Below are 20168 nucleotides of genomic sequence, written 5' to 3' on the forward strand. Positions count from 1 at the left end.
TATTTTAATCTTTTATCTAATATTTCTCAATAGTTTTTACCAATAAGAAATTTAAGAAGTAATCTCAGTTTGTATTCAGCTTCTTAATTTTATCAATACAACTTAACCAATCTAGTACGGATACTCTTCTGAGAATGTGTCTCTTCATTCAAATTAGCATTGGCCATAAAGCTGCAAAAGACCACTGTCTATTTGCACGAGCTCTTTGGGGTGATCAACGAAAGTTTTCCACTATGTAGGATGCAAAATGTCCGGGAGATAATGGCTCTTTATTAAAACTTGTCATCCCAACAATTAAATTAAAGACTAAATAATATCCTATCAACTACGTAAATACCTTAAGGTATCATTAATTTGTAGAATGGCATTCAGCAAAAAGAAATGGATTAAACTCTCGCTAATTCTATTAGCCATTATTGCTACCCTTGGTGTGACTTTAATCGCCCTTGCATATTCCCAGCAAGACCGCATTGTGAAGGAAATGGTTTCCCGGCTTAACCACGACTTTGAAGGTCAACTAGAAATTAAAGGCAGCCACATCTCCCCTTTTGAGAATTTCCCTTATATATCCATCGATCTTGAAGACATTAAAATTTATGAAAGCAAATCAGACACGAGTGAGGTGCTGCTTCATGTAAAAGACACCTACGTTGGTTTTGATTTGTGGTCCATTTTAAGTGGCTCGTTTCAGGCTAAAAAAATTAAGTTGGCCGATGGCTATTTAAAGCTTGTGCAGCATCTGGATGGTTCTTTCAATATTGTAAATGCAATGTCGGCAGAGGAAGATGCTACTACCGAAAGTTCAGAGTCAACGCATCTAGATTTACAGGCCATCGAACTCGTAAACATTGACCTATTAAAGCTCAATGAAGAAAATAACGTATTAATTGAAGCTTTTATCGAAGAGGCGCAATCCAGCTTTAAAACCACCAAGGAAGCCATGGATATTACGCTAGACAGTAAATTTCTGTTTAACCTAATCATTGATAGCGATACCTCATTTTTACATCATAAGCACGTAGCGCTTAAAACAACATTAAATCTAAATGCAGAAGAAAATCTATTGAAAATCAGCCCCTCAGAGGTGCTGGTAGAGAACGCCTTATTTCTAATGGAAGGTTCAGTAGATGTAGATGATGACATGAATCTGGATTTACATTTTAGTGGCAATAAACCAAACTTCGATTTATTCCTCGCTTTTGCTCCTGAGGAGCTAAGTCCCGTTTTAAGTCGCTATGAAAATGGCGGTAAAATCTATTTTGATGCCACTATTAAAGGCAAATCTATCAATGATTATTCACCCCAGATTAATGTTGATTTTGGTTGTTCTGATGCCTTTGTTAATAACACTACAGTAAACAAGCAAGTGAATGACCTCTACTTTGAAGGCCATTTTACCAATGGTGAAAAGCGAGACCCAAGTACGATGCAGCTGGTTATTAAAGATTTTACAGCTAGCCCAGAAACAGGGGTGTTTAGCGGTAATGTCGTGATTAACAATTTTGAATCTCCGGAGTTCGACATTCAGCTTATATCTGAATTTGACTTAAACTTCCTGGCAAGGTTCTTAAACATCAACAACCTGGAAGATGTATCGGGTTATGTTTCACTCGAAATGAATTTTCATGATATCATAGACCTTACCCAGCCAGAAAAGAGTATTGAAAGACTCAATGAATCCTATTTCACCAAGCTAAAAGTGAAAGATCTTAATGTTCAAAGCTCCGTGTATCCATTACCCGTAAAAAATGTGAACATCAATGCGCAGATGGATGGCCATAAAGCACTTATCGATCAGCTAGACTTTGAAGTGGGTGGTTCTGATGTTGCCATTAAAGCCAGTGTTTCTGATCTGCCAGCCATTATCCACCACACAAATATTCCTGTAGAAGCTATTTTAGACATAAAGTCCAATCTTCTGGATTTGGAAGAGTTAACAAGCACCTCTTCAGACACTACGAAAGGTTTTGAAGAGCAGATTAAAGACCTATCGATGCGATTTACTTTTAAGAGTTCGGCCAAGGCTTTTACAGAATCACCTAATTTACCTTTAGGTGAGTTCTTTGTTGAAAAGCTGCACGCCCAGCTCACTCATTACCCACATGAACTGCATGACTTTAACGCTGATGTGTTCATCGATACCGCCAATTTTAGAGTGATTGACTTTACAGGTATGATTGACCAAAGCGATTTTCATTTCAATGGTAAATTAGAGAACTATGACCTGTGGTTTGAAAAAGAGCCTGTTGGCAATACCAAAGTAGATTTTAACCTGCGCTCTGATTTGCTTCAACTAGATGATTTATTCTCTTATCGTGGCCAAAATCATGTACCTGAAGATTACAGACATGAAGAGTTTAGCAACCTGCTTATTCATGGCATTGCATCTTTAGAGTTTGATAAGAAATTGTTAAGTACACAAATAGATGTAGACAAACTAGAAGCAAAGATGAAGGTGCACCCCATGCGCTTTCAGGAGTTTAAAGGGAGTTTATATTTGGATAGCACTATGCTTAAGGTTACGAATGCAGGTGGCAAATTGGGCAATTCAGACTTCAATGTAAACTTTACGCACTATAATGCAGATAGCATTTCCAGAATACCAAACGAATTTCACTTAGAAAGTAAGCGGTTAGATTTTGATCAACTATTTGCCTATACACCACCTCCGGCTACTAAAGAAATGACACCGCAAGATCATGAAGCAGGCTTTAACATATTTGAAGTACCGTTTTCGAATATGAACTTCTCTTTGAACATTGGCGACCTTACCTATCATCGTTATCACCTCAATGAATTCAACCTCGAAGGGCGTATGCAGGAAAACCACTACATTTATATTGATACCCTAGGTTTAAATGCTGCCGGAGGCTCGATAGGGCTAAATGGCTATTTTAATGGCTCTAATCCGGACGCTATATACTTCAGCCCTACTATTCAGGTGGAGGACATCAATCTGGATAAATTGCTTTTTAAGTTTGAAAACTTTGGGCAGGATCATTTAGTTTCCGAAAACCTGCATGGCCATATATCCGGAAGTATAAAGGGTAAAATTCACATGCATGCGGATATGGTACCCATTATTGATGACTCAGACTTGCACATAGAAATGAATGTGCTGAATGGCAGTATCAATAATTACTCAGCATTCGAGGCATTATCCGATTACTTTTCTGATAAGAACTTATCGAATGTGCGTTTTGATACGTTGAAAAACACATTAGACCTTAATCATGGCACGCTTACCATCCCCAGCATGACTATTAACTCCACACTGGGTTATTTTGAAGTATCTGGCAAGCAGAAGACAGATTTATCAATGGAGTATTATGTTCGTATTCCGGTGAAAGTGATTACCAAAGCGGGTTTGAGTAAAATATTCGGTAAGAAAGATCAGGATAATTCGGACCAGGTAGATGAAATTCAATACCAGGATAAGGACAAACGCACGAGCTATTTAAATCTAAAAATCAGCGGCACACCTGAAGACTATAAAGTATCGCTAGGCAAGGACAAATAATGTTTAATAGATTGGGCCGGAATCTTAGATTTCTGCTCATGGTGTTTTTCTTAACTTTAACTAAATCATAGTCCAACTGCCATGAAATTACTTACGAGATTATTTGTTTTACTAATTACGATTAGTTCTTGTTCAAATGTTACCGTAGAAACCAAAGACAATTATGAAGTTGAAGAGCTACCGGATGGCTCTTTGGTTTATCTAAATCATAATAGCTCTCTGGAATATGATCAGAGCTTTGATAAACGGGAAGTCAACATCAAGGGCGAGTTATATTTTAGTGTTGTAAAAGGTGCCAGTCCGTTTGTTGTTAAAACGGAATTAGGGGAAGTAAAAGTACTTGGAACTGAATTTAACGTAAATACCAATGAAGATGAGCTTGATGTAGAAGTGGAAGAAGGCACGGTAGAATTGAGCACAAACAATAGTAAAAAGAAGGTTAAACGTGGTCAGAGCGCAAAGTATAAAAAAGGTAATAATGGTATTCAGCTTGGAAAAGCTAAGAGAGACTTTAACAATTGGTTAAACGATCTGGAAATAGAATTTAAAAAGTTAGGAAAGGAAATTAAGAAAGGCTCCAAAGAAATTGAAAAGGAATCAAAAAAAGCCGGTAAGGCAATTGATAAAGAGCTCAAGAAATTAAAATTGAATTAAATTTTAATCAGTTGTTTCAACTCACTGAGCATCATGGCTGTGGCTCCCCAAACAATGCGGCCTTCTACATCAAAATAAGGTGTGTTGAGTTTGTAGCCATTGGCGAACTTTATTGCCGTTTGCTTCACCGTTGTCTCTTCAATTAAATGACTAACAGGTACTTCAATGAGTTCTTTTACTTCGAAGGTATCAATTTCGAATTGCGGCTGACTTTCTGTGAAGCTTACCACTGGCGTTACTTTAAAATTACTTGGCGGAATAAATAAATCTGATAATTGGCCGATGACATTTACCTCCTCATACCGCACGCCAATTTCTTCATTCGCTTCACGCTTCGCAGTAAATATCAAATCAGGATCTGATTTTTCCCATTTACCACCAGGAAAACTGATTTGACCGCTATGAGTGCCTCCATATTCATGACGCTGCGTGAGTGGTAAGTATGCCTCGCCATCTTTTTCGTAAAAGAGAATAAGCACACCACTTAATCGAGCCTTCGCCATTTTCTCTTTATCGAATCTGGAAGTGTTAATTTCTCCAGGCATCATCAGTCGGTGTGCATCGGGCCCTGGTAAAGGACCAATCAATTTGGATTCCAAATTACTGATGAGTTCTTTTAACTTCATACGCAGTCTAACACAGTAATAACTTTTTCCTGTCTCTCTTTGGCGATTTTATAGTTCTCGCAGGCGTTATAGGTGTCATTCATATTTTCATACACCCTGCCTAAAAAGTAGTAGGCCTTATCCACAAAAGGATCGAGCTTAGCAGCACGTTGCAATAGTTTTATGGCATCTTCATTATTACCCGTTTTAAAGTAATACCAGCCTTTGTTTCTATAAGCCCAGGCATTTTCAGGGTCGATGGTTACGCTTCGGTTAATGTCTTCCTTAGCCTTCTCAAGTTCGTTCATCTCCAAATGAATAAACCCCCGATTATTTAAAAAGTAAGGCTGACCAGGCTCCAATCCTAATGCTTTATTAACCAATTCGAGCGCTTCATCAAAATCATTTCTTTCCACTTCAATTAGCGACAATGCATTGTAGGCATTAGCTTCCAGCGGATCGATTTTTAATGCCGCTTTAAGGTCTTCTTCTGCAGCGTCATAATCCTTCAGGTAATATTTAACCGTACCTCTGTTGATCAGCGTTTCAGCATTATCAGGCTCCAATTGTAGGGCCTTATTAAAATCTTCAATGGCTTTATTAAACTTGCGCATTTTAGTATGCACAAGACCTAGTCTAAAGTAAACTGTAGAAGTATCAGGCATTTTTTTCTGCGCATATTCTAAATCGTCCAAAGCGCGATACAAATCATTCAGTTCATAAAATGTATTCGCCCGATTCAATACGGCATCCATATTTTCAGGCTCACATTCCAACGCTTTATCATATTGCATAGAAGCCTGCACATATTGATTCTGCCTAAAATAAACAGTACCCAGATTATTAATTGCCGGAGTATAGCATGGATCAATTTTCAGAGCCTCTTCATAAAAGCGCGTGGCATCACGATAATTCTGCTCTTGCAAAGCTTCATTGCCTCTAATTAAGAAACGCTGCTTTTGCGTTTCGGGATCATTACCGCACGAAAATAGTAGGCCAAGAAGGAATGGAATATAAAAGTGCTTCATACTGCCACGAAGTTATTAAAAGTGAATGAATTTGAGACCTCTTCTATGTCAATAGACGGATGAAGTGACAACTGTATTCTATGAAGTTTTAATATTCGCTTTTAGTTCATTCAGGAGATTATACAAGCCAAAGTAAGTGCGATTGATATATAAACCATGCCTATTGCCTCTTGCCGTTTTCGAATTTCTAACTTCCTTCATACGCGAAACTCTCTCCCCTACTTCAAAAATTTTCTTAAAGTAATCATCGTCTCCAAAATCAAATGTTTTTGATCTGAATGGTCGGCCCAATAGTTCAATCATCTCTTTAAACAACCCCGAGAAAAAGTCTCGCTCTTTTTGAGAATCATTTGCCGATAAGAACCCAAGTTGAATAAATAGATCTTCTAAATTATAATCTGGATTCAATACATCGGATTTCATTAACTGAAAATATTGATTGTAAAAATCCAGCGGAATTTCTTTTACGCAACCAAAGTCAATAATGCCTAACTCTCCTTCTTTAGTTATCAAAAAGTTTCCGGGGTGCGGATCAGCGTGCACTTGTTTGAGATCGTGAATTTGAAAATGATAAAAATCCCATAGCCTCTGCCCAATCTCGTTTCTTACCTCCTGCGATGGATTGGTTGCCATCCATTCTTTTAAATGCATCCCATCAATCCAGTCCATCACCAAAATTCGCTCGCTGGATAATTCAGGGTAATACTGCGGAAATTTTACGCCATCCATATTCTTGCACCTGGCTGTAATATCCATACTGCGCTTCAGCTCCAGTTGATAATCAGTTTCTTCTAACAATTTAGATTCAACCTCACCAATGTATTCTTCCAACTCCTTTGTATTGATTTTAAACATGCTGGCAGCGATAGGTCTCACCATGCGAAGGTCAGAACTGATACTATCTCCTACACCCGGATATTGAATTTTTACAGCCAGCTTTTTACCATCCAAGGTGGCTTGATGTACCTGTCCGATAGAAGCAGCATTGACTGCATTCTTGGTAAAAGAATCGAAAATATCTTCAGGTGACTTATCCAGATATTTTTTAAAGGTTTTCACCACGAGCGGATATGATAAAGGTGGCGCACTGTATTGCGACATGGTAAATTTCTGCTGATAAGCCGTTGGTAGCACATTTTTATCCATGCTTAGCATTTGGGCCACTTTAAGCGCACTACCCTTCAATTGACTCAATGACTCATAAATATCTTCGGCATTATCTGCATCTAACTGATCACGTGTGAGCTCTTTATCAAATAAGCGCTTACTGTAATGTTTGATGTAATTACCACCTACTTTAGCCCCGGTAGAAATAAACTTAGATGCCCGCTGCACCTTGGAAGTTGGAATACTCGTTTGCTCTTTTCTCATTTATTTTGGTACAGAAACTTTCCGAAATCAACAATCATATCCAGTGGCCCACGCCCCATCAATTCGAAAGAAAGGTTCGCTGATTTTTCAATAGCCGCATCCGTACGCTCGAAGTCTTTGCTGGTATCTCTCAGCCAGAATGAAATAATAAAAACTAACTGAAGCCACAGTCCATCATGATACCGATCAGAAATGTATGGTCTACGTACAATTTCCTCGCTATCCTGTCCTTCACTAATTATCTCTTTGCAGAACATATCAAACTCTGCCTTGAATCCTTTTAATTGAGCAGGTACAAATTCTGGCTTATTAGACCGTTTGAATGTCATCTTCACGTAGCTTCTGTCTTTCTTCAACACCTCGATGAGTGTATAATAGAAAGAGAGCATTTTTTCTCTCGCCCCATACTCTTCAAATACTTTATCAGATTTTATGCTTTGAATGGTATGAATGATCATCTCACTCCAAATCTCATTGTCAATTACTTCAAAGGATGGGAAGTATTTATAGAATTCGATTTCATCGAGACCTAAATCAGCTGTAAACTGATACACCGAAGCTGGTTTACTACCGTTTCTAAGTAAATGGTCCTTATAGGCCTTTACAATTTTTTGCTGAGTATTTACTCTCGGAGCTGTTTTCTTTTTAGTTGCCTGCTTTGCCATGAAAGATTAACACTTTAGTAGTCGGAAAGTTTGTGCTTCGATATATATTATTGCCTGAAGCTCTTTATTTGGAGTACTGACTTAGTAAGATGCCTCCTTTGTCGGCATGACATTCTATTTTCGTGAGTCATCCCGAGGGTACGAGGGATCTCCCTAAATTAGTTTCGAGCCTTCCTATTAAGTATTCTGAAATTATTTATGGAATATTGTTTGTGGAGGCATCTCTATAAAAACAGAAAACTATGAAAAGTAAATTATTATTGATCGCATTAATATTGGTAACCACAGTTGTGCAAGCACAGGTTGAATCCAGAGTGAAAAAAATTGAAGTAAATGGGAAGGCAGAGATGGAAGTAATTCCTGATGAAATTTATTTGCAGATCGCTCTCAAAGAATATAAAAGCGGGTTAAAGAAGGTGGATATCAATACATTAGAAGCCGGCCTGGTAAAAGCAGTAAAGCAGTTGAACCTGGGCGAAAATAACTTAACAGTTGATAATATCTACGGCTACAATTGGGATTGGAAAAAGCGTAAGTCTGATGAATTTCTTGCCACAAAAAGCTTCAAATTGAAAGTAAATAACCTAAAAATGCTGAATGATTTAATAGAGAAGTTAGATGCAGACGGTGTAAACAGTATTAACATAGCTGAAGTAAGCCATTCAAGGATTGATGAGTATCGCAGGGAATTAAAAATTAAGGCACTGCAGGCGGCCAAAGCCAAAGCGACTGCTTTACTTGCTTCAATTGACGAAGAAATTGGTGGAGCACTTGAAATTCAGGAGGTAGGCCAGTATGATGCACCCATGTACGCCCGAAATACTATGATGATGGAAGCTAAAATGGACGGTGGCTATCAATCTGATTTAGAATACAAAAACATTACGATCAGCTCAGAGATTAGAGCGGTTTTTGAGATTAGGTAATCTTCTTATTTTCAAGGAAAGGCTCGATATGGACTAATACACTGTCAATAACAGGTAATTCCTTTTCGAGTCTATCCTTTAACTGATGGGCAATATCATGACCTGCTTTTACAGATATGGTGCCATCCACAATGGCATGTAAATCTACATGGTATTTCATCCCTGATTTTCTTATGAAACATTTTTCAGTATCCATCACACCTTCCACTTTCAATGAAACTTCACGAATCTCCTCAATCATATCGTCATAAAAGTGTTCATCCATTATTTCGCCAAGCGCAGGTCTGAATATCAGATAACTATTATAAATGATAAAACCGGAAGCAAAAAGAGCTGCCCAATCATCGGCCGTTTCATAACCTTCGCCAAAAATAACTGCTACAGAAATACCTATAAACGCAGCCACAGAGGTGATTGCATCACTGCGATGATGCCAGGCTTCGGCCTTTAAAGCGGAGCTGCTCGTGTCAACACTTTTGCGCATCATATACCTGAAAGAGAGTTCTTTCCAAATAATGATCAACCCTAACACAATGAGTGTCCAAGGCTTCGGAGTTTTATGAGGTGTTATAATGTGCAGTACGCTGTGATAAGCTATACTTAAGGCTGCTGTTATCAGAAACCCAACGACAAGGAATGTTATCAGTGGTTCAATTTTACCATGCCCATATGGGTGGTTTGAATCAGCAGGTTTATTAGCATATTTAATACCAAGAAGAACAAGTAATGAGGCAAAAACGTCAGTGGTAGATTCAATGGCATCGGCAATAAGGGCATATGAATTTCCGAAAAAGCCAGCAACGCCTTTTATTACAGCCAAGACCATATTGCTCATCAAGCTATTTTTTGAAGCTATAATCGCTTCCTGATGATGTGTAGGTATTTCTGGCTCCTTCATTGAGCAATGAAATTAGCCTTTCGCAAAGTCAAATAAAACTCAAATGTTAAAAATCATCGCTTCCATCAAAGTCACCACCTTCTCGCCTGCTTCTTCTAGGTTTTTTCTGGTTCACTCTGTATGTAAATGATAACGTGATTTGTCTTGCCCTCCATTGAAATTCGCTCTCCTCCACCAAAGTAGGTGTGTCTAGCGTGCCTCGCCATTTTCTGGAATTAAATACATCTCTAACACTTAATGTAATGGTGCCTTTATCATCAAAAACATCAGTGTTTGCACCTAAATCCATGGAATAAAAGCTTTTACGTGTTCCCTGCACAGTATTTTCCGGTGCTCTATAATTTCCACTAACCTGAATATCAACGGTACCTAATTTAATTCTTGAATTCAGTCTGAAGTTGGCGGTTAAAGCGTCACGATCCAACACCTGCCCCTCATAAGAACCATTGGTCATAGCACGATAAAAATTGGCATTACCATTTACGTTCAACCATTTTACAGGATCGTAACTAAAATTAGCTTCTAAACCGAAAGCATCTTCTACCCCAATGTTGTAGGGTGTGGAAATAGTGGCCGGTTGTCCGGCAAATGTTCCGGCTACATCAATTCTTTCAATTACACCGGTAGTATATCTATAGTATGCCCCAAAATAAATGGAGGCATTATCCAAATTATTCAAGACTCCGAACTCATAAGAATCTGTATAAGCAGGATCTACATTAGTATTTCCCCTGCGTATATTCCTTGGATCAGTGAATGAATAAAACGGATTTAAGAGCCAAAATCTTGGTCTTGATATTCTTCTGCTGTAACTAGCTTGCAACGTTCTGGCCTTGCTTAAATTGTAGCTAATAAATGCACTTGGGAAGGCATTCAGATACTCTTTATCTACTTTAACATCCCCTTCCCGCTGATAGGTAGTAATGTAAGTCTGCTCGAAACGAACTCCTAACTGATACCCCCACTTATCCATTTTATTTTCAAAAATAGCATAGGCAGCATGGACATCTTCATCATATTCAAACCTGTTACTCAAATTCAATCCTTCAAAAACTTCCTCAATAGGCACAAACTGACCAGTGGAATCACGTTCTTTCACCTCATAATCACTGGTTATCTCCCTGATTGTTCCTCGATACCCGGTTTCAAACTTTTTACCGTCTGAAAATGGGTAAACATAATCCACCTGCATTAAGATGCTCTTGTCGCCTTGAACATTCAATGATCTCTGATATTCCGCTAAAGACTCGCCCATTTGCAGATCAGCCTGGCCTATAGAAGAATCTTCAGTTTCATCATTATTACGATATTGAACTTGCGTGTTTAACTCGTGCCCTTTACCCTCAAATTGTCGTTGATAATTTAATTGATATTCGAAATTATTATCATCTTCAATTTCGGTATCTTTTCTAAGAGTATTTCCAATTAATTGGCGTTGTGAGTTTCTATCTAGATAGCTAAGTTCTGAGATATTTTCTTCGTCCGATATTCTCACTAATCCTGAAGCGGTTAGAATATTTTTCTCATTAAAATAAAAATCTGTACCTATTCTAACGTTGTGCGCAAGTCCGCTCCTTACTCTATCATTATTAATGTAGGTGAACAAGGTGTCCGTCCCGAAGGATGTCCTATCTGTATAACCCCCACCAGGATTTTCGCGGTAATTGATTCCATAGCTCGCGAATAAATTGAATTTACCTGTTCTGTAATTGGCATTACCAGAAAATCCATAGTTGTAAGGGTAGCCTATATTGGCAGTAAACGCTCCGTTAAAGCCTCCTTGTTTTTCCTTTTTTAAGATAATATTAATGATACCAGCAGAACCTTCAGCATCATATCTGGCCGATGGATTGGTAACAACTTCAATTCTTTCTATCAACCCGCCTTGTAACTGCCGCAACCCATCTTGATTATTGATACCCACTAATCCTGAGGGTTTTCCATTGACGAGAATCCGCACATTGTTACTCCCGCGCAGGCTCACATTACCTTCAACATCTACTGCAACAGAAGGTATTTGATCCAAAATTTCTGAAGCATTTGCTCCTATATTGGCAATATTCTCGGCTACATTAAAAACCCTTTTATCAAGCTCCAATTGCATCTGATCTTTGGCACCAGTGACCACCACTTCATCAAGGGTTTCCGTATCAGGATTCAAAACTATATTTCCCAGATTAACTTGACGATCCGCATCGCCAATTGTCACCGATAAAAATTGACTGTTGTAAGAGATAAACTGAACTTTAAGTATGTAATTTCCTTTCTTGGTTTTTAATTGAAATCTACCTTCAGAATCAGTAATAACCCCATCAATGAGTGAACTATCGGATATGTTTAATAAACTCACTGTAGAGAACTCGAGTCCACTATTTGTAGTGCCATCAATTACTCTACCAGAAAGCTCGTATGTAGTTGAAGACTGGGCTGCTGCATTGAAACATAAAAAATATACTATTGCCAGGATGATCGATTTCCTCATATGTTAGTTTAACTATTTAAGTCGGATAATGTTCGATTAAGTGTAAAACTAGATGTTTAAACATTAATCATGTAATCTGATGACTAAACAGTTAAATACATGCGCCAGAAAACCAATTATTCCTGACGTAGCGTTTTTACAGGATTTACTAATGCAGCTTTACCTGACTGAATTACCAAGGTTACGCCCGCAATGAAAAGTGTTATAACTAAGCCTAAAACAAAATACAATGGACTCAATGATATTTTATAAGCGAATGAATCAATCCAGTTGTCAGCAAAATAGTACACAATGGGCCATGTAATAATATTGGCTATCAGTATAAACAGTGTGAATGATTTGGAAAGAGTAACTATCAAAGATCCGACTGAAGCACCCAACACTTTTCTAATGCCCACCTCTTTCATTCGGTATTTGCAGATGAGTGTAATCAAACCATATAAGCCAACAATAGCTATAATGATGGTTACCCATGAGAAGAATTTAACCATACCTGCAAACTGCATATCGTTTTTGTAAAGTGATTGCAAATGATCATTTAGCATGACTAAATCAAAAGGTACTTCCGGCACAACTTCCTTCCAATCATTTTCAATGGATACAATTACATCGTGTAGGTTTCCAGCCTCCACCCGCATGTATATATTTCTGAGTCTGGTGTGCGGATAAATTAGGACTAAAGGCTGAATCTGGTCGTGTAGTGATGTGAAATGAAAATTCTCGACCACTCCCATGACTGTGCCTTCTCGCTGACCACTTACTCTAATTTGCTTTCCAATGGCTTCTTCAGGAGTAAGGTTAAAAACTTTAGCAACGCTTTCATTTATTATTACTCCATGAGCACTGTCGTATTCATTGGTGTTGGAGAACTCTTTTCCTGCCAATACCTTAACTCCAATAATCTTAAAAAAATCATCGCCAATAGCATTAATTGCCATAGGAACCGGTTCATCTACACCTTCCATAGCAATTGGGCCACTCCCAGTGTCACCATCAAGTCGTCCGCCCGCCATCGTTACTCCTGACACATTCGGGTTTTGCATCAGTTTTGTTTTCAGAGGCTCAAAATACCTTTGTAAAACTTCACCGGGCATCTGTAATACTGCCAGTTCTTCTTTATCAAATCCCAGATCTTTATTTAGCATAAAGTTAATCTGGCTTGAAATTATAAAACTACCAATCAGCAAGGCGGATGTAATGGCAAATTGAACAGTTACTAAAGTGGTTCTTAGAACAGAACCCTTTTGCCCTGTTTTCATCGATCCTTTTAAAACAGTAGATGGATTGAAAGAAGACATTATAAACGCTGGGTATATACCAGACACAAACCCAATAAATAATGCCAGAGGAACGAAAAGTAAGGCCACTTCTATGTACAATTCATTGGTGAGTAAATATTCCACACCTAAACTGGCTTGTGCTTGTTCCAGTAAGAATGGTAATAGTAATAAGCCAACTACAACAGATAATAGAGTAAGAACTAGCGGTTCCAATAAATATCTCCACCATAAAGCATTCTTTGATGATCCCATTGCCTTACGAACACCTGTTTCTAATGCTCTGGTTAATGATTTGGCAGTAGAAATGTTGGTAAAGTTAAATGCAGCTAAAACCAGCAATAAAATACCTACACAAGAAAGCACATAGACATAAGAGTAATTACCAACTTTATGAACTTCAGTGTGAATACCACTAAAGTAAATCTCATTTAAAGGCTGTAGCTTGTAATCAAAAGCGTTCAGCCGCTCTTCTTCAAAATGTGTTTTAGCAAACTCAGGAAGTTTGGCTTCTAATGCCTTATAATCCGCCCCTTCTTTCAGCAAAACATAGGTATGAAATGATATCCAACCCCAATCGTCTAATGTTACCGGGTAGCCGTACGGAACTTCAAACGCATCGAATGGCCGGATAAAATCAAAAGGAAAGTGAGTATTCGATGGTATTTCTTCAAACACACCGGTAACTTCTAAAGGAATTTCTCCAACGTCCAATATTTTTCCGATTGGGTTATCATTACCAAAATATTTTTTAGCCATTGGCGCTGTGAGAATAATGCTATTCTTTTTATCCAGTGCGTTTTCCGGATTTCCCTTTGCTAATGGATAAGAAAATACTGTTAATACCGAAGGGTCAACATAAAATATCTTTTCTTCATAAAACTGATTATCACGATAAGTAACTATTTGATTTGGTGTATATCTGAACCTTACTGAAGCCTCAACTTCAGGGAAAAACTCTTTAATGGCCGGGCCTAGCGGTGGGCCAACAGTAGGTAGAATTCTATCGCTTCTTGGGTTTTTAGTTTCATCATAGTTTATGCGAAAAATGCGATCTGACTTTTCGTGAAATCCATCGTAGCTGAGTTGGTAATTAACAATAGTATAAATAACCATTGCGCATGTAAGCGCCACAATCAAACCCACCAAACTCAAAACCATATTGGTTTTGTCATTTTTAAATCCTCTAATAGCTACCTTCAGGTAGTTTGCATTCATTCCCATAATTCCTGATTTATTTTTGAAAATTTTCTTGATTGCAAATGGCTTGAAGAAGCGAATAACTTCAATTGTATAATACCATTTTGCTTTTATAGAGCTCTGTTCGGCTTTATTGTAAAACTCCTCTTCCAGGTCACCTTCAATCATTTCCAAGAGCTCTGGTTTGCAGAACCATTGCAGAAAGCGCTGCGGCAATGAGGGTGGGTTAATATGTTTCAGACCAGACATTAGCTATTGTTTAATGCCACTTTATTCATGTCTGCCCAAAGTTGCTCTCTTAGTTCTTTCACTTCTTCCAGAGCCTTAGCACCATACGCAGTGATGAAGAAATACTTTTTCCTTTTCCCACCTCTTTTATTCGATGCCTCGCCAAATTCACTTTCTAAAAAACCCTTTTCTTCTAACCTGTGTAGTGAAGCATGTACAGCACTAAGTGTTACACTCCTACCGGACCTATCTGTTATCTCATCTTTAATGGATACTCCATAAGCCTTTGGATGAAGCACTCCTATCGCCAGCATTACCAACTCTTCAAACTCTCCTAAATTTGTTCCTTTCATTTAAACTTAGATTTACATATTATTCGTAAATGTAGATAATAAGGTTTCATTAAATTCAATTTTGTAGATAAAATAATCTTTTCCATCTACAAAATCGTCTGAATCAGTTTACAAAATAACGAGCAAGACATCAGTCAACTAAAATGCTTAAATAGCTAACTAACTGATAAGCATAACTATCCTCTATGAGACAATTGATATTAATTATGTATAATCTACTGGTATGAGAGAACCAAAATTGTATACATTTGCGTTTTGACTGCAAAAAGGATTTTCAATTTATAAATAAAATATAATGAGCAAAGCAATTGAAATTACAGATTCAAATTTTGACGAAATCGTCAATAGCGATAAACCAGTACTAGTTGATTTTTGGGCTGAATGGTGCGGACCATGTAAAATGATCGGACCCGTTGTTGAAGAGTTAGCTGGTGAATATGACGGAAAAGCCGTTATTGGTAAAATGAATGTGGATGAAAACCCAAATATTCCTGTAAAATTTGGAATCAGAAGCATCCCTACCCTATTGGTTTTCAAAGGCGGTGAAATTGTTGACAAACAAGTTGGAGCAGTTCCTAAAGGAGTGTTAGCTCAAAAACTTGATGCACAATTAGCGTAACTATAAATCACAAGCAACAAAAAAGCCTCTACAATGCAGAGGCTTTTTTTATGGGCTTAATTTTAATTAAACTATTTCAACTAGCTCAATTTCAAATGTCAAATCTTTTCCAGCTAGTGGATGATTTGCGTCTATTTCAATGTTTTCTTCGTCAATTGATGTAACAACAACAGGAATCGCTTGTCCTGACGGCTGTTGCATACTTAGCTGCTGACCCACCGATGGGCTTAAATCAGGCGGTAATTGTGCTTTAGGTACCGAAACAATCATATCATCATTTCTCTCACCATATGCTTCTTTAGAAGGTATTTCCGCTGTTTTTTTATCGCCAATTTTCATTCCATGCACAGCTTTATCAAACCCTGCTATCATCATTCCTGCTCCTAATTCAAATTCAAGGGGCTCTCTTTCAACAGAAGAATCAAATACTGATCCATCGTTTAATTTACCTGTGTAATGTACTTTAACTTTGTCCCCTTTTTTTGCTTCAGACATAATTTTTTACTTTTTGTTCTATTATAATCCCTTGTTTTTCAAGGGCTGCAAAGGTAGCCATTAATGACCCAAAAAAAAATTAGCTATAAAATGTGTACCTTTTTCTAACTCCTGCATTATAAGGGTACTTCATTTCTAAACAATGTTCGTGAGACATTGTAAAGGCGGTGATATCCGGCCTCGGAAATGGACAGCCGTTGGCCGGATATTTTTAAATTAGATTAAATGATAGTTAGTAGCAAATACACATACTCAAAGGCCTACATACTTTACTGCTATGTCTGCCATTTGTATTCTGTTGCAAATACTTATCTTGCTAAATCTGTATTATTTGCCGAGTCTTTAATAAATTCTGATTATCACTTAACAAAAGAAGAAATTACTGAAGAGCTGGAAGTCATAAAAAAATGTCAGAAAAACCCTGAGCACTTCGCTAAAATATATATCAAGTACTATGATCAGATTTTCTTGTTCGTAAATAAGCGTGTTGATAATCTTGATGTAACCGCAGAACTGACTTCACGCATATTTCTGAAGTGCTTAAAAAATATTGGGAAATTCAAATTCATGGGTGTTCCATTTTCAGCCTGGTTATACAAAATTACTATCAACGAGGTGAATTTATTTTTTAGAAACGAAGCAAGATTTACCCGATCAGTAAGTATCCAAAGCGGTCATTTAGATCAGCTAGTGAGTGAAATAGATTATTCAGAACCATTAATAGACCCACATGTTCTAATACCCGTTTTACTCGAACAATTGAATGAAGATGAAATTCAGTTTATAGAATTAAGATTCTTTGAGAATCGTTCTTTTAAAGAAATAGGATACCTGTTAAGTACTAGTGAGGTGAATGCTAAAGTAAAAACGTACCGCATTTTAAAGAAATTAAAGAAATTGTCAGAAAACATTAAATACGAACAATAATGTCACGTATTAAAGTAAAAATAGACCCCGATATTCCATCATTAGATGTAATACACAGCTACAGAGATTTTAATAGCTTAATGGATAACTATAGAAAGTACTATAGCACTTCCGGAATACGCTACATGTTTGTTTATGAGAAAAAGAAACTCGTATACATTGTAATTATTATCATCTTCCTCTTGTTATTATTATTTGGTAATGATTCAGAAGCTGCTAATCATATTACTCTTTAGCATTGTTGTTTCAGCAACTTATGCGCAAGAAGTAACTATATACACACCCGAAAACAACTTAACCGATCAATTTGTGGCTTCACTCTGCGATGCAGCACGAAACCCACCACCGTCAGATCAATTGGCACCATCTAAACTTGAGCTTTTAATTATTCAAGCCGCAGGCACAGAGTTTCAAGCAGAAGATCAAGCGGCTAAGTCATTAGAGTGGCACAAAAAGTATGCAGAACAATGTTACTGCAGCCAAACAGAAAAGTTCGAAAAGGGGGGTATTCTGCGCCAGGTGGTGCAAAGTAACTTTCGGGAATTTGCAAACATTGTAGGGCCAAACAATCGCCTGTCACTATATTTAGAATTTAAAGACCCGCACGATGGTATGACCATTTTGGAGTATATCAACAATAAAAGAATAAGCATTGAAAAGGCGCATGACGATAAGCGGTTCGAGTTCCAGCAAGATGAAGAATGGAGAAATATCATGTTCTTTTATTTTTTATTCTCCGAATTCAGCATTAATTAGCTGAGTGAATTTATTATACGCATTAGATTTAATAGGAACCTTTGTTTTTGCCATTAGCGGGCTGCGGTTGGCAGCTAAAAAAGAAATGGACCTCTTCGGAGCTTCAGTTATAGCATGTGTAACTGCCGTTGGAGGGGGTACGGTAAGAGACCTGCTCATAGGCGCCACACCAGTGGCTTGGATTACGAATGTGCATTATGGAGTGGCAATTATTCTTGCAGTACCTGTAACAATCATCTTCAGAAAATACATTGTGGAGTTAAAGCGTACCATATTCATTTTTGATAGTATTGGAATAGCTCTATTTACCATTAGTGGTATGGAAAAAGCATTCAGCTATGGGCTGAGTCCTTCCATGGCTATTTCTATGGGTGTAGTTTCTGCTGTTATTGGTGGAGTTATTAGAGATATTCTATGCAATGAAATTCCACTCATTTTTAGAAAGGAAATTTATGCTACCGCTTGCCTCATCGGAGCTTTATTTTTCTTTGTTCTTTCTAAAATGGGATTAAATACTGATTTAAACTACATCCTCACCACTTCTTTGATATTCTCTATAAGAGTGATTGCGATTAAGTACAATCTATCAATACCTAAAATTCGCTGATTATTCCGAAAATGGTGATTTATATTCTTTTTCAAACTTGGCAGCCTCTTCTTTTGAAACGTAGCTATCTTCGTTATAAAAAGAAATTATCTTGTGAAAAGGCTCAGGCTTTTGATACCCAGCAGTAATGTTAATGATCTCCATTTTTTCGTTCAAAATCACGAATTGCGGATAGCTTAATTTGTTCTGCAATAAAGCCGCTGCCAGTTGGTGGTAACCATTTCTGCCACTAGGAACAAATTTATATGTCACTCCATTAAAGGTGATATCTTCTTTTTGCTCAGCGTCTAGTTTTACCGGATAGAAATTTTCGTTCAAGTATTGAGCTATGATAGGCTGACTGAAGGTATTCTTATCCATTACTTTACACCAACCACACCAGTCAGTATATACATCGATAAAAACTTTTTTCTTCTCAGTTTTTAGTTTCTCAACAGCTTCTTCAAAGGTGAGCCAATTAACATCCACAGTTTCATCCGCTTTAAACGATGTTAAGCTCAACCCTACAAAAACAAGTGCGCCTACTAATAATTTCTTATTCATGATTATTCAAAGATAACTAACCTATAACCAATAAGACGAAAAAATAATTTCTTAGTTGTTTATTCTGGATTCAATAAACTCTTTAATACCAGCTAAATCTCCTGGATGAAACCATTGAACATCCTCCTCCTTTCTAAACCATGTAAGTTGGCGTTTAGCATATCTTCTTGTATTACGTTTTATAAGTTCAATAGCTGTTTCTAAGTCATGCTCACCATCCAAATATGAAAAAACCTCCTTATACCCCACAGTTTGTAATGCCTGTTTGTTGCGATAAGGCTGAAGATTTTTCACTTCATCGAGCAGTCCATCTTCTATCATTTTATCAACACGTATATTGATGCGCTCATACAATTTATCCCTATCCATATCTAAACCAATTTTCAGAATTTCAAATGGTCTTTCTTCCACGCTTTGTCTCCTGAAGGTAGTAAATGGTTTTCCCGTTGCACGATAAACTTCTAACCCCCTAACCACTCTTTGCGGATTGTCTTTATCAACCTCCTCAAAATATTCAGGATCAACACTCTTCAGCTCACTTAAAAGTGATTCTAAACCCTCATGATTAAGCTTATCTTTTAATTCTTCCCTTATTCCTGAATTTATTTCAGGCATATCGGGTAAACCATCGGTTACGGCTCTGAGGTATAATCCCGACCCACCAGTCATGATTATACATTGGCTGTTTTGAAATAATCTCTCAGTAAGGTCTAAAATACTTTTTTCAAAGTCTCCTGCCGAAAACTCTTCTTCAATTGAGTGACTATTAATAAAATGATGTTTTACTTCTGCAAGTTCTTCTTTTGCAGGTTTGGCTGTTCCAATCGACATTTCTTTAAAAAATTGTCTGGAGTCACAGGAAATTATTTCTGTATTCAACCACTTTGCCAGATCTATGGACAGTGCTGTCTTTCCGATGGCCGTGGGGCCAAAAACACAAATTAAATACCTTAAATCAGTGGGCATGAGCAAATAAGAATTTAAATTTCGATAATGTCAAAGGCATAATTTAGA

19 protein-coding genes are annotated in these 20168 nt (G+C 37.5%); 8 read left to right on the plus strand and 11 right to left on the minus strand.

What is annotated here, in order from left to right; all coding sequences use genetic code 11:
• Positions 1–361: 361 nt before the first annotated feature.
• The gene (locus tag JR347_RS15155; RefSeq protein ID WP_205721432.1) at positions 362–3520 is read left to right on the plus strand and encodes an AsmA family protein; all 3159 of its coding nucleotides are present in this window, start codon (positions 362–364) and stop codon (positions 3518–3520) included.
• 81 nt (positions 3521–3601) lie between these two features.
• Positions 3602–4174: a FecR family protein gene (locus tag JR347_RS15160; RefSeq protein ID WP_205721433.1), complete on the plus strand. Its 573-nt coding sequence runs from the start codon at positions 3602–3604 to the stop codon at positions 4172–4174.
• Here the strand turns inward: JR347_RS15160 and JR347_RS15165 are convergent.
• The 4 genes from JR347_RS15165 to JR347_RS15180 all read right to left on the minus strand — a co-directional run bounded on the left by JR347_RS15165 (position 4171) and on the right by JR347_RS15180 (position 7843).
• Positions 4171–4800, minus strand: coding sequence for an NUDIX hydrolase (locus JR347_RS15165; RefSeq protein ID WP_205721434.1), 630 nt, complete (start codon positions 4798–4800; stop codon positions 4171–4173). The genes JR347_RS15160 and JR347_RS15165 overlap by 4 nt on opposite strands.
• Positions 4797–5807 (minus strand): tetratricopeptide repeat protein, encoded by a 1011-nt coding sequence (locus tag JR347_RS15170; RefSeq protein WP_205721435.1) that lies wholly within the window; start codon positions 5805–5807, stop codon positions 4797–4799. Before JR347_RS15170 ends, JR347_RS15165 begins: the two co-directional genes overlap by 4 nt.
• 78 nt (positions 5808–5885) lie before the next feature.
• Entirely contained in the window at positions 5886–7178 is a 1293-nt protein-coding gene (locus JR347_RS15175) for an ABC1 kinase family protein (protein ID WP_205721436.1), read from the minus strand.
• On the minus strand, positions 7175–7843 hold the full coding sequence (locus tag JR347_RS15180) for a TetR/AcrR family transcriptional regulator (RefSeq protein WP_205721437.1): 669 nt from the start codon (positions 7841–7843) through the stop codon (positions 7175–7177). Before JR347_RS15180 ends, JR347_RS15175 begins: the two co-directional genes overlap by 4 nt.
• 242 nt (positions 7844–8085) lie before the next feature.
• Here JR347_RS15180 and JR347_RS15185 point away from each other — a divergent pair, with 242 nt between their 5' ends.
• A complete protein-coding gene (locus JR347_RS15185) occupies positions 8086–8769 on the plus strand; it encodes an SIMPL domain-containing protein (RefSeq protein ID WP_205721438.1) in 684 nt (227 codons plus the stop codon).
• On the opposite strand, the gene JR347_RS15190 is transcribed toward JR347_RS15185, so the two are convergent.
• From JR347_RS15190 to JR347_RS15205, 4 genes are all read right to left on the minus strand, one after another.
• A complete protein-coding gene (locus JR347_RS15190) occupies positions 8762–9667 on the minus strand; it encodes a cation diffusion facilitator family transporter (RefSeq protein ID WP_205721439.1) in 906 nt (301 codons plus the stop codon). The two genes, JR347_RS15185 and JR347_RS15190, sit on opposite strands and share 8 nt — an antisense overlap.
• 46 nt (positions 9668–9713) lie before the next feature.
• The gene (locus tag JR347_RS15195) at positions 9714–12149 is read right to left on the minus strand and encodes a TonB-dependent receptor domain-containing protein (protein ID WP_205721440.1); all 2436 of its coding nucleotides are present in this window, start codon (positions 12147–12149) and stop codon (positions 9714–9716) included.
• 116 nt (positions 12150–12265) lie between these two features.
• Complete coding sequence (locus JR347_RS15200) at positions 12266–14875, minus strand: ABC transporter permease (protein ID WP_205721441.1); 2610 nt, start codon at positions 14873–14875, stop codon at positions 12266–12268.
• Positions 14875–15207 carry a PadR family transcriptional regulator gene (locus JR347_RS15205; protein WP_205721442.1) on the minus strand — a complete coding sequence of 111 codons (333 nt, stop codon included), beginning with the start codon at positions 15205–15207 and terminating at the stop codon, positions 14875–14877. Before JR347_RS15205 ends, JR347_RS15200 begins: the two co-directional genes overlap by 1 nt.
• 295 nt (positions 15208–15502) lie before the next feature.
• Between JR347_RS15205 and trxA the strand changes: the two genes are divergently transcribed.
• Positions 15503–15826, plus strand: a complete 324-nt coding sequence (trxA, locus tag JR347_RS15210) for a thioredoxin (RefSeq protein ID WP_205721443.1) — start codon at positions 15503–15505, stop codon at positions 15824–15826.
• Between the two features lie 66 nt (positions 15827–15892).
• On the opposite strand, the gene JR347_RS15215 is transcribed toward trxA, so the two are convergent.
• Positions 15893–16321, minus strand: coding sequence for an FKBP-type peptidyl-prolyl cis-trans isomerase (locus JR347_RS15215; RefSeq protein ID WP_205721444.1), 429 nt, complete (start codon positions 16319–16321; stop codon positions 15893–15895).
• A 225-nt stretch (positions 16322–16546) separates the two neighbouring features.
• Here JR347_RS15215 and JR347_RS15220 point away from each other — a divergent pair, with 225 nt between their 5' ends.
• Genes JR347_RS15220 through JR347_RS15235 form a run of 4 tightly spaced genes read left to right on the plus strand, consistent with a single transcriptional unit; the run spans position 16547 to position 18611 of the window.
• Complete coding sequence (locus JR347_RS15220; protein WP_205721445.1) at positions 16547–17248, plus strand: RNA polymerase sigma factor; 702 nt, start codon at positions 16547–16549, stop codon at positions 17246–17248.
• Entirely contained in the window at positions 17248–17484 is a 237-nt protein-coding gene (locus tag JR347_RS15225; RefSeq protein ID WP_205721446.1) for a hypothetical protein, read from the plus strand. The genes JR347_RS15220 and JR347_RS15225 overlap by 1 nt, the downstream gene beginning before the upstream one ends.
• On the plus strand, positions 17450–18004 hold the full coding sequence (locus JR347_RS15230) for a hypothetical protein (RefSeq protein ID WP_205721447.1): 555 nt from the start codon (positions 17450–17452) through the stop codon (positions 18002–18004). Before JR347_RS15225 ends, JR347_RS15230 begins: the two co-directional genes overlap by 35 nt.
• 4 nt (positions 18005–18008) lie before the next feature.
• Positions 18009–18611, plus strand: coding sequence for a trimeric intracellular cation channel family protein (locus tag JR347_RS15235; RefSeq protein WP_205721448.1), 603 nt, complete (start codon positions 18009–18011; stop codon positions 18609–18611).
• On the opposite strand, the gene JR347_RS15240 is transcribed toward JR347_RS15235, so the two are convergent.
• Both JR347_RS15240 and miaA read right to left on the minus strand, forming a co-directional pair.
• Positions 18612–19154 carry a thioredoxin family protein gene (locus JR347_RS15240; protein WP_205721449.1) on the minus strand — a complete coding sequence of 181 codons (543 nt, stop codon included), beginning with the start codon at positions 19152–19154 and terminating at the stop codon, positions 18612–18614.
• A 51-nt stretch (positions 19155–19205) separates the two neighbouring features.
• Positions 19206–20120 carry a tRNA (adenosine(37)-N6)-dimethylallyltransferase MiaA gene (gene miaA, locus JR347_RS15245; RefSeq protein WP_205721450.1) on the minus strand — a complete coding sequence of 305 codons (915 nt, stop codon included), beginning with the start codon at positions 20118–20120 and terminating at the stop codon, positions 19206–19208.
• Positions 20121–20168: the final 48 nt, after the last annotated feature.

This window comes from Fulvivirga lutea (genome assembly GCF_017068455.1).
Lineage (GTDB): Bacteria > Bacteroidota > Bacteroidia > Cytophagales > Cyclobacteriaceae > Fulvivirga > Fulvivirga lutea.

Coding starts and splice junctions, on each gene's coding strand:
- JR347_RS15155 (WP_205721432.1), top strand. CDS start 362: ATGGCATTCAGCAAAAAGAAATGGATTAAACTCTCGCTAATTCTATTA.
- JR347_RS15160 (WP_205721433.1), top strand. CDS start 3,602: ATGAAATTACTTACGAGATTATTTGTTTTACTAATTACGATTAGTTCT.
- JR347_RS15165 (WP_205721434.1), bottom strand. CDS start 4,800: ATGAAGTTAAAAGAACTCATCAGTAATTTGGAATCCAAATTGATTGGT.
- JR347_RS15170 (WP_205721435.1), bottom strand. CDS start 5,807: ATGAAGCACTTTTATATTCCATTCCTTCTTGGCCTACTATTTTCGTGC.
- JR347_RS15175 (WP_205721436.1), bottom strand. CDS start 7,178: ATGAGAAAAGAGCAAACGAGTATTCCAACTTCCAAGGTGCAGCGGGCA.
- JR347_RS15180 (WP_205721437.1), bottom strand. CDS start 7,843: ATGGCAAAGCAGGCAACTAAAAAGAAAACAGCTCCGAGAGTAAATACT.
- JR347_RS15185 (WP_205721438.1), top strand. CDS start 8,086: ATGAAAAGTAAATTATTATTGATCGCATTAATATTGGTAACCACAGTT.
- JR347_RS15190 (WP_205721439.1), bottom strand. CDS start 9,667: ATGAAGGAGCCAGAAATACCTACACATCATCAGGAAGCGATTATAGCT.
- JR347_RS15195 (WP_205721440.1), bottom strand. CDS start 12,149: ATGAGGAAATCGATCATCCTGGCAATAGTATATTTTTTATGTTTCAAT.
- JR347_RS15200 (WP_205721441.1), bottom strand. CDS start 14,875: ATGTCTGGTCTGAAACATATTAACCCACCCTCATTGCCGCAGCGCTTT.
- JR347_RS15205 (WP_205721442.1), bottom strand. CDS start 15,207: ATGAAAGGAACAAATTTAGGAGAGTTTGAAGAGTTGGTAATGCTGGCG.
- trxA (WP_205721443.1), top strand. CDS start 15,503: ATGAGCAAAGCAATTGAAATTACAGATTCAAATTTTGACGAAATCGTC.
- JR347_RS15215 (WP_205721444.1), bottom strand. CDS start 16,321: ATGTCTGAAGCAAAAAAAGGGGACAAAGTTAAAGTACATTACACAGGT.
- JR347_RS15220 (WP_205721445.1), top strand. CDS start 16,547: ATGATAGTTAGTAGCAAATACACATACTCAAAGGCCTACATACTTTAC.
- JR347_RS15225 (WP_205721446.1), top strand. CDS start 17,248: ATGTCACGTATTAAAGTAAAAATAGACCCCGATATTCCATCATTAGAT.
- JR347_RS15230 (WP_205721447.1), top strand. CDS start 17,450: ATGATTCAGAAGCTGCTAATCATATTACTCTTTAGCATTGTTGTTTCA.
- JR347_RS15240 (WP_205721449.1), bottom strand. CDS start 19,154: ATGAATAAGAAATTATTAGTAGGCGCACTTGTTTTTGTAGGGTTGAGC.
- miaA (WP_205721450.1), bottom strand. CDS start 20,120: ATGCCCACTGATTTAAGGTATTTAATTTGTGTTTTTGGCCCCACGGCC.